Source organism: Rhodococcus marinonascens NBRC 14363 (assembly GCF_001894885.1).
GTDB classification, from domain to species: domain Bacteria; phylum Actinomycetota; class Actinomycetes; order Mycobacteriales; family Mycobacteriaceae; genus Rhodococcus_F; species Rhodococcus_F marinonascens.
Window position 1 is genome coordinate 200,429 of record NZ_BCXB01000006.1, and the last position, 13,701, is coordinate 214,129.

The following is a 13,701-nucleotide window of genomic DNA, read 5'->3' on the forward strand; positions in this document are numbered from 1 at the left end:
GTCAAGCCTCCACAACCACGGACCCGGCGGCTTTGCCGTCCACCGCGAGCACGAGATTAGCTATGTACTGCAGCAACTCCACGTCGCGCACCCGATCCGCACCGATTCCGCCCGAACCGGCTCTGGGTAGCGGGAGCTGCACCATTCCGGTCGTCGCACGGTACTGCGCGCTCGGATAGATCCGCTTGAGACGCAACTGCTTCGAATCCGGCAACGCCATCGGGGAGATCTTCAACTGAGTGCCGACCACCGCGATTTCCTCCAGGCCGTACTCGCGGCACAGCAAGCGCAGCTTGGCCACGGACACCAGTCGACGTACCTGCTCGGGCAGCGGTCCGTACCGGTCGACCAGTTCGTCCACCACCGCAGTGACGGCGTCGAGTTCCGCCGCCGCCGCGAGCTTGCGGTAGCCCTCGAGGCGGAGCCTGTCGCTGGTGACGTAGTCGGGCGGAATGTGCGCGTCTACGGGCAAATCGATGCGGACCTCCCGAGAGGGCTCCGTGGCGTCGATCGGTTTGCCATCTGCTGCCGCACGGAACGCCTCGACGGCCTCCCCAACCAATCGGACGTACAGGTCGAATCCCACACCTGCCACGTGGCCGGACTGTTCGGCCCCCAACACGTTTCCAGCACCCCGGATCTCGAGGTCCTTCATCGCGACGGCCATACCGGCACCGAGATCGGAGTTCTGCGAGATGGTCGCGAGGCGGTCGTAAGCAGTCTCGGTGAGTGGCTTCTCCGGCGGGTACAGGAAGTACGCGTAACCGCGCTCGCGACTACGCCCGACCCGGCCCCGTAACTGGTGCAACTGCGAGAGCCCGAGAGAATCTGCGCGCTCGACGATGAGGGTGTTGGCATTGGAGATGTCGAGACCTGTTTCGATGATGGTGGTGCACACCAACACGTCGTAGTCGCGTTCCCAGAACCCCTGCACGGTCCGCTCGAGGGTGCCCTCGTTCATCTGGCCGTGCGCCACCACCACGCGCGCCTCGGGGACGAGTTCACGGATGTGCTGGGCCGCCTTGTCGATCGAGCTGACGCGGTTGTGGACATAGAACACCTGCCCGTCGCGCAACAGTTCGCGCCGGATGGCCGCGGCCACTTGCTTGTCGGCGTACGCGCCGACGTAGGTGAGGATCGGGTGCCGCTCCTCCGGCGGCGTCAGGATCGTCGACATCTCTCGGATGCCCGCCATGCTCATCTCGAGGGTTCGCGGAATCGGAGTGGCCGACATGGTCAGAACGTCCACGTGGGTGCGCAGCGCCTTGATGTGCTCCTTGTGTTCGACACCGAAGCGCTGCTCCTCGTCGACGACCACGAGACCGAGATCCTTCCAGCGAACCGCGGTCTGCAGTAGCCGGTGCGTGCCGATCACCACGTCGACATCGCCATCGGCCATACCGGCGATGACCTCTTTGGACTCGGTAGCATGCGTGAAGCGGGACAGCCCGCGCACTGTGACCGGGAACGCCGCCATGCGTTCGGTGAAGGTCTGCAGGTGTTGCTGCGCGAGGAGCGTCGTAGGTGCCAGAACCGCCACCTGCTTGCCGTCCTGCACAGCCTTGAATGCGGCCCGCACCGCGATCTCGGTCTTGCCGTAGCCGACGTCACCGATGACGACGCGGTCCATCGGGACAGCCTTCTCCATGTCGGCCTTGACCTCGCTGATCACGGTCAGCTGATCGTGGGTCTCGGTGAACGAGAAAGCGTCCTCCATCTCCCTCTGCCACGGGGTGTCGGGCCCGAACGCGTGGCCGGGTGCCGCCTGCCGCGCCGCATACAACTGCACGAGTTCCCCGGCGATCTCACGGACCGCCTTTCGCGCCTTGCGTTTGGTGTTCGCCCAGTCGGAACCGCCGAGCTTGCTGAGGGCAGGAAGTTCGCCGCCGACATACCGCGAGAGTTGGTCGAGGGACTCCATCGGAACGAACAGACGGTCGCCCGGATGTCCACGCTTGCCGGCTGCGTACTCGATCACGAGATATTCGCGGCGCGCGCCCGAGATGGTCCGCTCGACCATCTCGACGAACCGTCCGATTCCGTGCTGGTCGTGCACCACCATGTCCCCGGCCGTCAGTGCGAGCGGGTCCACTTGGTTGCGACGCTTCGCCGGCAGCCTCCTGCCGTCGCCGACCGCAGCCACCCGGTTGCCGGTGAGATCGGCCTCGGTGACGATGACCAGACCCGGAGTCGAGTCGTCCCCGGGCAGCACGAGTCCATCATGGAGCGAACCCCGCAGCACCCCTACCTGACCGCGGGCGGGCTCCGATCCGGGCGCGAGCTCCGCCGCGGGCACCTCCGCCTCCCGAAGCCGCTCGAGCACGCGATGCGCGGTGCCGGAACCGGCGACCACGACGACGGCCCGCCCGCCGGTAGTCACATGGGCCCGCAGGCTCACGAACAGCTCCGACAGCAGATCGTCGGAGCCTCGCACCTGCGGTGCCGGGGTGACCGCCAGCTCCAGTTCCTCGCCACTTCCGGAGGCGAGCGGACTCAGGCTCCACCACGCAATTCCGGCAGCTTCCGCCGACTCGCGAACCTGGCGTAGCGAGCGATACGCGGAGGCACCGAGGTCGATGCCGCCTCCCGCCAGTACCGAAGTGTCGAGCGGCGCGGCGCCGCCGATCGAAGCCGCCGTCCACGACGCCTCGAGGAATTCCTGACCGGTGCGGACCAGGTCGGTGGCCCGTGTCCGGATCTTCTCCGGATCGCACAGGAGTACGTGTGCGCCATCGGGCAGCACATCGGTGAGCAGTTGCAGTTGGCCGGGTCGCAGTACCGGCAGCAACGCCTCCATGCCCTCCACCGGGATGCCGCCCGACATCTTGTCGAGCATCTCGACGAGCGAGGCGTCGGCCTGGTTGTCGACCGCGAGTTGGGCGGCGCGGTCCCGGACGTCCTCGGTGAGAAGTAGTTCGCGGCACGGCGGCGCGACCACGGCCTCAATCTCGAGTTCGGGCAGCGACCGCTGGTCAGCCACTGAGAATGCGCGTAGTTCGGTGACCTCGTCACCCCAGAACTCGATGCGGACCGGGTGGTCAGCGGTGGGCGAGAACAAGTCCAGAATGCCGCCGCGGACGGCGAACTCGCCGCGCTTACCCACCATGTCGACCCGGGTGTACGCCATTTCGACGAGCCGCTGAATCAGCCCGTCGAAGTCGTGTTCGACACCCACACGCAGGGTGATGGGTTCGATCTCGCCGAGCCCGGGCGCCATGGGTTGCACCAGTGACCGGACCGTCGTGACAATGACCCGGAGCGGCGCACCGTAGACGCGGTCATCGGGCCGCGCGAGTCTGCGGAGTACCTCCATGCGACGACCGACCGTGTCAGCGCTCGGTGACAACCGCTCGTGCGGCAGCGTCTCCCACGAGGGGAACTGTGCCGCGCCGTCGCCGATCATCTCCTTCAGTTCGGCGGTGACGTCGTCGGCCTCTCGGCCGGTCGCGGTGACCAGCAGCAGGTGAGTGCGCTCGGCGAGCGCCGCAGCCACGAACGGACGGACGGATCGAGGCGCGACGACGTCCAGATGCTGCCGCCCGAGCGCCTGGGTCACCTGCGCGATGACGCCGTCGCCCAGCGCAATCTTCGCCAAACCGGCGAGCGGCGTGTCGACGGACGAGGGCTCGGCAGCGATGAGCGGGGAAGACAACGACACACTCCTGAGCAGTGATGACGAACTGCCGGCGAACAGCTTGGGCCGGGACGAACGGCTAGTTGCGGACTGAGCCAGCCTAGTCGATATCGCACACGAGCGAGCCGGGGTCCGTATCAGTCCCGAGCCGGGACGACCTGCGTCGTCGCAATCGAGTTCAGGGCCCCCACGCGCCCGGTGATCTCCTTGGCTGTCCCGCTCCCGGGCACCGATACCACTCGGGTGCCTCCGGGTGGTAGATGGAACCACGAGTCCAGCGGTTCGAAGCCGCCCAGTTCGAGACGGACGTACTGCGCTGCACCGTCGGTTGCGACCACCACGACCCAGTCTCCAGCGCTCGTCCGCCGAGCGACCGCCGTCAGACCGACGGTGCGTTCGAGTGGACGTGAGATGCCTCCGACGAGGTGGACGGTTTCGGTGACGACCCCGTCTTCACCCGACAGCGTGACCGTCACGCTGTCGTACCCCCGCAGACCAAACCGGTGGACGTGCGTGACATCGGTGAAGTGCCCCAACAATGCATCGAGCGACCATCGGCGGGCGGCGTGCGCAGCCAGGGTCACCGGCTCGACGACATCGAACGCGCACGTGCCCGCCCGGGTGTGCACCTGCACCCGCAGCGCCCCCACAATCGGACGCACGGAGTCGTTGACCGCGTCGATTCGCAGACCGTCCATCCCGTCCTCGCCGACGAGCACAGCGACCGCTTGCGACATCCGTCGCATCACGTACCAGGGTGCCTTCGGATGCCCGTCCGAATCGAGCAATCCCCACCCGGCGCCGGGTTCGAGGTCACGCAGCGACAGCACCAGTGCGCCGTCGCAACCGGAATCCGGCCGACGCCAGTACCCGAGCGTCGCAGCGAAGGCCTCACAGATCGAGGCACGGCCGAGGTCGAGATACCGCGCGGGGTCACCCCAGCGGACCGCCGAAGGCTCCTCGCCGAACAACATGCGCACGTAATGGTCGCGAACGTCCTCGAAGTCCCAGGGCGAACCGTTGTCCCTGGGCACCGCCGCCTTCCATCGAGGGTGGTGCCCAACGACGGCGAGGCCGCCGAACTCGTTCTCGATCACGGTGTCCGACGGAGGGATCGAGAACGCCAGGCACTCGGCCGCGAACCGCACCCCCGCACCGCGAACATCCTCGAGCGGGCGTCGATATCCACCGATCCCGAAGTAATGAGCGATCCCCGAACCCACATGGGTAGCGAGAGCATCCGTACCCGGCGGCCCGGTCGGCGACGAAGACACTGACACCACACCCGGCACGATGTCGGCGACAGCGGCAGGGATCACGTCGTGCACCGCCGCCATGTGCGGGGCGGGTAAACCGAGCATCGTCGGCTGCTGTTCCGTTTCGCTGCCCCCACTGAAGACGGTGAGCGCAGGGTTCCCTGACAGTGGCCTCAGCAGCGCCTCGACCTCGGCGCCCACCAGGTCCAGAAACGACTGGTCGTCTGGTGGGTCGAACGTGGCGAGCATGGCGTCCTGCCACACCATGATGCCGAGTTCGGCACAGTCATCCCAGAACGCGGCATCCTCGTAAAGGCTCGTGCCCGGCACCCGGATCATGTTGAGCCCGGCCTCGACGACCCGCTCGAGGGTAGCCCGCGTCCGCGCCTTGTCACCGAGTCCGACCGGATCGACGGGGACCCACACGGCGCCGCGGCAGTACACGTCGACCCCGTTGACGGACAACCGGAACCCGCCGTCGCCCCGGTCGGCGCACACGGTGCGGAAACCCACCGCACCCAGGTCCACGACGAATTCACCCAGTACGAAACTCAGTCGATACGTCGCCGGGGCACCGTGCGTGTGGGGCCACCACAACCGGACGTCGGGGACGCGGATGTGCGCGCGTACCTCCTGCACACCAGGTCCGGATTTCACAACAGTCGCCTCCACGGTCTGGTCGCCGAGTCTCACGACGGGGTTCGATCCGACGGGGTTCGATCCGACTGCGCCGTGAACCCGCAACTCGAGGTCCAGCACGCCGGTTCCGTCCTGCACCGCCGCCACCACGCGGCGATCTGACAGAACGGGCTCGGAGGAGTCGAGCAGCCGCACTGCCCGCCACGGTCCGACCGGGGCCGGCACACCTGCGAAGAGTGGCGCGCGCCCGAGCAGGCTCGTTCGAATCCAACGCAACCCCTGTGTATGCACCAACGTAGAGCGCCACCGCCCGCGCGGCCTACGCCTACGCAGCACGGCGTCGAGCGAGCCGAATCGAATCGCGAGCGTACCGGTGCCAGGGAGATCGCCGAGTTTGACCACGGCAGGTACAAACATCGACTCGGACGACAGCACTCGGTCGCCGTCCACCCACACGTCCGCGTGCGAGGCGAGTCCGTCGAATTCGAGCCGCCACGGTCCCGGCCCGCCGCGGGAGAATTCGGCGACGAACCACCAGTCCATCGCGTCGGTCTTCGCTGCTCGCGCCGCCTTGACGCCGTCGCTCGCGCGGATAGCACCCGCCGCGGTACCTGGTACCTCGGCGGGATACCACCGACCCGTGGTATTCGCAAGCCCTGCCGGGTCCGTAATTTCCCCGGGTTCTGTTGCAACACAGCTCCATCGAGCACCAACGAGCAGATCCACTAGACGCGTCCGAGTGTGTGCGCCACGCCGTCCATCGAACACTCCCACGCGTCGGCCATCGCATCGAGTTGAGCGGACGGGTCGACACTGCGTCCCCGAGCGGCACGTGCCACCTGAAATTGGACGCTCTTGGCCCCCTGCGCGACCTCCCGGAATCCTGGCGCGAACTCTGCTGCGCCGATGAACCCGTTGCGCCCCAGGTATTCGCAGAGGTCCGCAGCAAGTTCCGCGCCGGCGCCACACTGACGTAGCACTCCGAACGTCCACAGATGAAAGGTCTCGACGCCGGATTCGCGGATCCAGGGTACGTCCGCGACCACCCGCTTGCCGAGATCACGCACCGGATTTCCGGTCGGTCTCATATCGACGTGACGTCGCACCACGGCGTCGAAACGCTCCGGGTGATATCGAGGGTTCCCCTCGAACCTGATCTGCTCGACGTAAGGCGTGAACGTCGTCTCGCCTGGGTGATCGAGACCGAACACCCCGCGAAAGTCCTCGCCCACCAACCGGTGGTAGCCGCTGTTGTGGAAGTACTCGAGTACGTGGGCCTCCCGGTCGACGTAATTCGCCACGATCGTGGTCTTGGTGCGCGCCTCGTGGTATCCGATGCCCGCCGTATCAGGAAGCCAGTACGCATCCACTTCGACGGTCGACAGCATTCCGGCCGCGAGATTGTCCTCGACATGCGCGAGGACCGGGCGCCAGACGTTCATCTCCCCCACGTCGATTCCGTACAGCGCGAAGAGGTCCTCAGTCTTGAATTTGATGAAGGTCCACTGAGATCCGTCGAACCGGGCGGAAAGCGCGCATGCAGCGGCGGGAACCGGGTCAAGGCCGAGCGAATGAAGTATCTCAACCCACAGATCGAGGTAACAGTTGGTCTCGGCCCAGGTCCGGCCATCGGCATGGATTGCGTGCGCTTCGTACCCCTCCGGCGAGATGTCAATCAGACGGGAGGTCACAACGACATCCGCGACTTCAACGGGCTCGGCCAGCGCGAGGGGTCGGTGCCGTGGGTTCGGAGCATGGCCAGGGCGATCCGTTCCATCCCGAATCCGACACAGGCGCTGTGGGCGACATTCCCGTCCGCGGTGGCGATGCCGAAGGTGCCACCGAAGTGGTCCTGGTGGCAGTTGCACGAGACCACCGCGGTTCCCTCGTCCAAATCGCCGTACAGACGCACCGTGAGTTCGGTCTTGAGGTTCTCCTCACGCTGGTTGGCTGCGAGCATACGCCCGACGCGGCCGAAGAACGGGTCGTTGGCGACCACCGGTGTGGCCTCGAGTCGCAGATCCGACAACACTTCCAGACCGTGCTCGATCCACAAATCACGATGCCGCACTGCCTGATCTGCCGTTCCGATCTGAACGAATTCGCGCATTCGGAACACTTGCATGCGTGCAGGATCGAAGGCGGGTTCGTGCCGGAAGCAGTAGCCGTACACGTCGAGGAGCGCGCCATCGCCGGGCAACACACCCGTGAACATCGGATACGCCGGATGACACGCCGCCGACACCAGCATGGTGTCGGCGGGCTCGAGCCACCTGTCCCAACTGTCGCCTACGGCTCGCGCCGCCAGCAGTTGGGCGTGCTCGGCGTTGGTGCCGGTGAACGTGTGGACGGCGCCCGTCAGGTCAGGAAAGGACGCGATGTAGTCGGTGCGCTCGAAAGTCGTGCGCGGAAACACCGGAGGGAACCGGAACCGTGCGGCGGCTTTCCCCGGACCCACATCGCTGACGGCCCGGTCTATGCCGTCGACGATGTCCTCGAACAATCCCGACCGTCCGTAGAGTCCCGCGACGGACGTGCCTATGAGAAGCCCCGACTCGAGCAGTTCCGCCCGGAAGTCTCGCCGGACTCGTTCGAGTTCGCTGGTGTCTTCTCGTCCCACCGCTGAACCCACACTCATATAGTCCCCCTGTACGCCGTGGCCATTTGCGCCGAATTGGCCATGATTCGGTCGTTGTTGACCATGATGGCCGCTCCGTGCGCATCGCGCAGGTGCCGGCCGAGCGAGTACTCCGTGTCTTCGCGATATCCGGCGATTCCGCAGATCAACAGAGCCCTGCCCACCAGATCGACTGCCAGGGTCGATGCGGTCACCTTCAGGTTGTTCATCGCAAGCGAATAGCCCATCCCTCCTGCAATTTCGGACTCAGCTGACCCCGTAGGCGCGGAGATCGCGTCGTCGAATCTGCGGGCCGCCGAGAACACGAGGTCGGAAAACTGCTGGTGCACAGCCGCCGCCTCTGCCAACCGAAGCGCGGCCGGAGAAGTGACACCCGGTTGTTTCCGCGCCGCCGCTCGCACGTATCGGCGCGCCTTCTCCACCCCCGCGTCGGCGATACCGAGCCACACCGCCGACCACACCGAATGTGAAACCGGCAGCATCGTTTCGGCCGAGATCTCCGAATAGGAGGCGCCGACGACGAGGTCGGGTGTGGTGGTAGCCCGCAGCACGAATCCGGGACTGCAGGTTCCACGAAGCCCCAGAGTGTTCCAGTCGCCTGTGGGTTCGAGCGTTACGTCGGCGCGGCGGCAGATGACGAGAACCTGGTCGCTCGGGGGGCTGTCGCGCGTGCGGCGTGCCGTCGCGAGGATCGCGTCGGCGTATTCCCCGTAGGAGATCACGGGCGCGTTCTTGACCAGCGACACCACTCCGTCCGACTGCTCGACCGCACACGTGCTGCGGCGAACGTCACCGCCGATGCCGAGTTCCGTTGTCGCGGAGGCCAGCAGGTACTGTCTGGCGACAGCCTCGCGTAGGAAGTCCTCGACGGGGCCGCCGCTGTGATGCCGTACCAGTGAGAGGATCTGAGTCTGGTGCATAGCGAACACCATCGCGGTAGCGGCGCAGTGCCGACCGAGCATCCGAGCGATGGTACACAGTTCCTGGAGTGAGGCGCCCTCGCCGCCCAGTTCCGGCGGAACAGCACACGCCAACAAGCGCTGGTCACGAAGTGCGTCGACCGACTCCTGCGGAAAGCGCGCGTCGCGATCGACGTCTCCGGCCCAGCGTGCAGCCGCTGCTGCGACTCCGGCCTCGGCCCGTCCCAACGGTCCGAGCGCCTCGGCCGACTCAATTCCCGAGCCGCCCGTGACAGCGATACTCACGCCACACCGAGTTCGACAAGTGCATCGCGGATGGCCTCGACGCTGGCGAACGTGCTCTTGCGCAGCAACTCGTCGGGAAACTCGATGTCAAACGAATCTTCCAGCGCCAGCATAACGTTGACACTCGCGTGCGATGTCAAACCCAGTTCGTAGAGATCGGCACCGACAGCGACGCCACCGGCATCGATCGACAAACGGGCGTGATCGCCCAGAACCTTACGGATCGTCAGCTCACTCATGGTCGGGGTTCTCCTCGGTACTAGTCGGGCGTGCCGAACCTGGATGCGGTGACCATAGCGAACGCGACGTCGGCCTCGTGCGATATCGACACATGGAATCCGCCGAGACCCTGTCGTTCGGCAAGATTCGACGCATTGCCGGACAGGTACACGCCGCAACCTCCCCAACTCTCGCGCCGGATCTCAATGGACTGCCACGGCAGCGCAATATCCCCGGGCCGCAACACCTTGACGACGGCCTCTTTGGCGGCGAATCGGGCGGCCAGCCTTTGATCTCGGGCAGGTCCTCCGCAGGTCTCCAATTCGTGGCGTGTGAAAATCCGGGTCAGATAGCGATCACCGAAGCGCTCGACGCTGCTCCTGACATGCTCGACCATCATCACGTCGCACCCGATGCGGGACTCATGGGTCGACGGACCCGAATCATCAGACATCCTGTTCCACTCCTCGACTACTCGAAGGCAAACTGTGCGGACAAACTGTGCGAGCGGGCGCCACATAACGGCAGTTCACGGCTAGGAACGCGGTGAAATGCATCTAACGTAGCCTAAGTCTGCGGTTGCGTCGCGTAGGAAACGCTCAGGACCACCGCGCAACCAGTTACAGCCCCACCTCGATCGATCCGGCGGCCAGCAACTTCCCGATTTTCTCCGCCGAGACCGGACGGCTGAACAGAAATCCCTGCGCACGGCGACATCCCATGTCGAGCAGTTGGCGGGCAGACTCGACGTTCTCGACACCTTCCGCCACCAACTCGAGTCCGAAAGACTCGGCGAGCCCGACGATGGACTTGACGATTGCCCGATCCTCGGGATTGCTGTCCAGGTTCATCACGAAACCCTTGTCAATCTTCAGGGTGCTCACCGGCAACGCCTTGAGGTGGCTGAGCGAACTGTAACCAGTTCCGAAGTCGTCGATCGCAACCTCCACGTCCATCGCGTGCAATCCTTCGAGTGCCTGACGGGTCCATGTCAGATCACTCAGCACAGCGTTCTCGGTGATCTCCAGGCACAGCGCACCCTTCCGAAGATCGAACTCCGTCAACGACTTCGCGACGACATCGAGGAAATCCAGCCCGGCCAACTGTCCGGGGGACACGTTGACACGAAGGCCGAGATCGAGCCCGGGTAGCTGCGACCGCCATTGAGCCCATTGTCGGCAAGCGGTCCGGATCACCCAGCGGCCGAGTTCCCCCGCCACATTGGTGGCCTCGGCGACGTCGATGAACGATGCGGGCTGCAGCAATCCGAGGAGCGGGTGATTCCAGCGGACCAGAGCCTCTACCCCGAGTATCCGCCCAGTCCGAAGGTCGACCTCCGGCTGATACTCGAGGAACAGCGATTCGTCTGCGATGGCGGCGCGCAGACTGAGTTCGACCATGTTGCGTTTCTCGCTCTTCTCCTGCATCTCGTCGGTGAAGACGCTGATCGCGTTACCGCCCTTGGTCTTCGCCAGCATGACGGCCTGGTCCGCCTGACTCAGGAGAGAACTCGTGGTGGCCGCACCCGGATATCCCGCGGCGACGCCGATGCTGACACTGCGACTGACCACCTCACGGCCGAGATGGACACGCTCGGTCACCACATCGCGGATGCGCCGTGCCCGCGCCTCCGCATCGTCGAGGTCGACGGAACCACCTAGAACGAGCACAAATTCGTCGCCGCCCAGTCTCGCGACGAGGTCGTCGGCCGCGCTTGTCGCACGGAGCCGCTCCGCGATCGTCGAGATGAACCCGTCGCCGGCCCCGTGGCCGAAGAAGTCGTTGAGGGGTTTCAGTCGATCCAAGTCCAGGAAGAGAATCGCGATCGGACCGGGCTCGGAAGAATTCAACCGGGCGTCCAGGTGACGGTAGAGCGCTCGCCGGTTACAAAGTCCGGTGAGGGAATCGTGATCGGCCGAGTGCCGCAACTGCTCCTCGACCACGATGCGCGCCTGTACCTGTGCAAGCAGGGCGGCGATCGCCTTGAGGACGTCTAGTTCCGGCGGCGTCCAGTCGCGGTCGCCGAATTTGATAAATCCGAGCGTGCCAGTCGTCGTCTCCCCCGACAGCAGCGGAACCGCCGCGAGTGACACCTGGGGCACGCCCGACGCCTCACGTACCCGATCGTTGTAGTCGGGGCCGGACTTCTCTGGGCGGAAGATGGCAACTTCCTTCTGGCGCTCGATCTGCACGAACGTCGAGTCCGCGTTTTCGAAGTACACGACACCGAGGGGATCCGGGTCGGGAATGAAGGGTCTGGGCGGATATTCCGCGATCAGCACGGTCGCCGCAATCTCGTGATCGGTGAACCGGAGAAAGCAGGTGTCGACCTCGAAATGTTCGACGAGATCCTGCAGCACCCGCGTGGCCACAGACACGAACGAGACCGCATCGACAGGTGTAAGCCGGGACGCAACAGTCGTTACCAGGGTCTCGAGCTTCTCGGTTCGCTTCTCGGTTCGCTTCTCGCTGTGCACTGGCCCTCCAGTTACTATAACGATCTCCGCCTTCGAACTCGATCGGCGCGGCGCTCGCTCCGCACCGACGGAGTCGGGGCATGGCTGAGGCGTAGCACAATGGCGAGGGTCTCACCTGGCTTCGCCCGAACGACATCGCGGAGTTCTTGCTGCAGGCTAACCAATGATGCCTCATATCGAGGTGAGAGTTGTTCAAGTTCCGCTCTTTCCACGGCGTAGAGAAAAACCGGGGAAATGGGCTGGACGGCCAGTCCAAGCGACTGAGCCTGAATCCACACACTTTCGGTCGCCTCCCCGCCGCGCACGTAGTCGCGGGCGCTGTTGCCCGGAACGGCGATCACGGCGACGGCCGAACTTGACACCACCCGATCCTGGGTGAACCTGCCCAGCGTGCGCCCCCCGTCCTGCACACCCAAGTGTTCCATGACTTCCGGCCGACGGAGTAACGCAAAGGTCGACAGTTCCGCAGGATCAAGCTCGAGTGCGCGGATATCGATGCCCGTATCGACAGAATCGGTGGGAGGCCACCGTAACTCACCGATCATCTCGCGGTGCAGAGTCGGCGTGAGGAATCGGATTCGATCCGACTCCGCCAAAATGGCGCCGATCGACGCGATGTCGTCACGGTCGGTCGCCAGGCACAGACGGGCACCCTCACGAGATGCCGCCTCCGCGAGGGCGCCCGCCTGGTCGTCGTCCAGTCGACGCGGCACCCCCAACCTTCGATTGGTGGTCCGGTCCAGCATGTGCTCGTATCGGCCCGACAGTTCTCGATCGTTCCCGCTGCCGAACTTCAAGGTGGCGATCGGCCGCCCCGGTTCCGCATCGTGAACCGTCACGGCACCGAGCAGTCCAGCAGCGGACGCGGCGATCCGGGCGTTGTGGAGTGCAGCGCCGACGGCGACACAACTCCCGCGGTAGCCCACGTCCATGGCCGTCGTGCACTCCGGAGCAACGGACAGGCTCAGCCCCTCGTCCGCCGCGATAATCGTCCAAGGCTGGGCGTTGCCGCCGGAAGGTGCCCGGGCCGCCGAGTTCAGGATCGACTCGACGTCGCCCCTCGGCGCATCCCTCGCTGCGGACTCCGACACCTCCGAACTGGGGAGCACGGCCGGCCGCGGCGGATCGGTGAGTTCTTCGAGGTTTTCGTCCAGATCCATCCGGCATCGACCCGACGCGAGCGGCAGTCCGAGCCCGATACGACGAACGGCCGCCGCGACTTCTGCTCCGCCGAGCAGCACGTCTCCGCCGAGTTGCGGCCAAGTCGATATGGTCTCGTCCACCTCTACCAGGGACGCCGCCATCGTCGGGGACAACTGATCGGCATCGAGGATCTGAAGAATCAGCGGGATCCTGTCGCGAGAGCCGAGGTCCGCCAGCATGTCCACATCGAGATCGCCGACCATGCCGTGGAAGATCGCACGATCCGGTTCCTCGTCGAATCGTTCCACGTCCAGCAAACCTCTGTCGCTGGTCGCCATCAGGACCGGGAGACCCCTGCGCCGAGCCTCTCGTCGCAGAGACACCTTGACGTCTAGGGAATCGCACTCGTCGATCACCACGTCAGCACCCTTCAGGAATTCGGCCACCGATTCGGTGTTCAGTCCGTCTTCCCATAACGTGACGGCGATGT

At 65.3% G+C, this 13,701-nt stretch carries 9 protein-coding genes; all 9 read right to left on the reverse strand.

What is annotated here, in order from left to right:
• Position 1: 1 nt before the first annotated feature.
• A complete protein-coding gene (gene mfd, locus RM2_RS07180) occupies positions 2–3,652 on the reverse strand; it encodes a transcription-repair coupling factor (protein ID WP_072688164.1) in 3,651 nt (1,216 codons plus the stop codon).
• 119 nt (positions 3,653–3,771) lie between these two features.
• The gene (locus tag RM2_RS07185; RefSeq protein WP_072688127.1) at positions 3,772–6,255 is read right to left on the reverse strand and encodes a glycosyl hydrolase 2 galactose-binding domain-containing protein; all 2,484 of its coding nucleotides are present in this window, start codon (positions 6,253–6,255) and stop codon (positions 3,772–3,774) included.
• On the reverse strand, positions 6,255–7,220 hold the full coding sequence (locus RM2_RS07190; protein ID WP_072688128.1) for a DUF1839 family protein: 966 nt from the start codon (positions 7,218–7,220) through the stop codon (positions 6,255–6,257). Before RM2_RS07190 ends, RM2_RS07185 begins: the two co-directional genes overlap by 1 nt.
• Complete coding sequence (locus RM2_RS07195) at positions 7,217–8,167, reverse strand: amino acid--[acyl-carrier-protein] ligase (protein WP_072688129.1); 951 nt, start codon at positions 8,165–8,167, stop codon at positions 7,217–7,219. The genes RM2_RS07190 and RM2_RS07195 overlap by 4 nt, the downstream gene beginning before the upstream one ends.
• The gene (locus tag RM2_RS07200; protein ID WP_072688130.1) at positions 8,164–9,372 is read right to left on the reverse strand and encodes an acyl-CoA dehydrogenase family protein; all 1,209 of its coding nucleotides are present in this window, start codon (positions 9,370–9,372) and stop codon (positions 8,164–8,166) included. The genes RM2_RS07195 and RM2_RS07200 overlap by 4 nt, the downstream gene beginning before the upstream one ends.
• Entirely contained in the window at positions 9,369–9,611 is a 243-nt protein-coding gene (locus RM2_RS07205; protein WP_072688131.1) for an acyl carrier protein, read from the reverse strand. Before RM2_RS07205 ends, RM2_RS07200 begins: the two co-directional genes overlap by 4 nt.
• Before the next feature lie 20 nt (positions 9,612–9,631).
• Positions 9,632–10,045: a holo-ACP synthase gene (acpS, locus tag RM2_RS07210; protein ID WP_072688132.1), complete on the reverse strand. Its 414-nt coding sequence runs from the start codon at positions 10,043–10,045 to the stop codon at positions 9,632–9,634.
• 166 nt (positions 10,046–10,211) lie between these two features.
• Entirely contained in the window at positions 10,212–12,068 is a 1,857-nt protein-coding gene (locus tag RM2_RS07215) for a bifunctional diguanylate cyclase/phosphodiesterase (protein ID WP_072688133.1), read from the reverse strand.
• Between the two features lie 14 nt (positions 12,069–12,082).
• Positions 12,083–13,701 (reverse strand): Rv1355c family protein (locus RM2_RS07220; protein ID WP_072688134.1); only part of this gene is annotated, 1,619 nt, incomplete at its 5' end.

Coding starts and splice junctions, on each gene's coding strand:
- RM2_RS07195 (WP_072688129.1), bottom strand. CDS start 8,167: ATGAGTGTGGGTTCAGCGGTGGGACGAGAAGACACCAGCGAACTCGAA.
- RM2_RS07205 (WP_072688131.1), bottom strand. CDS start 9,611: ATGAGTGAGCTGACGATCCGTAAGGTTCTGGGCGATCACGCCCGTTTG.
- acpS (WP_072688132.1), bottom strand. CDS start 10,045: ATGTCTGATGATTCGGGTCCGTCGACCCATGAGTCCCGCATCGGGTGC.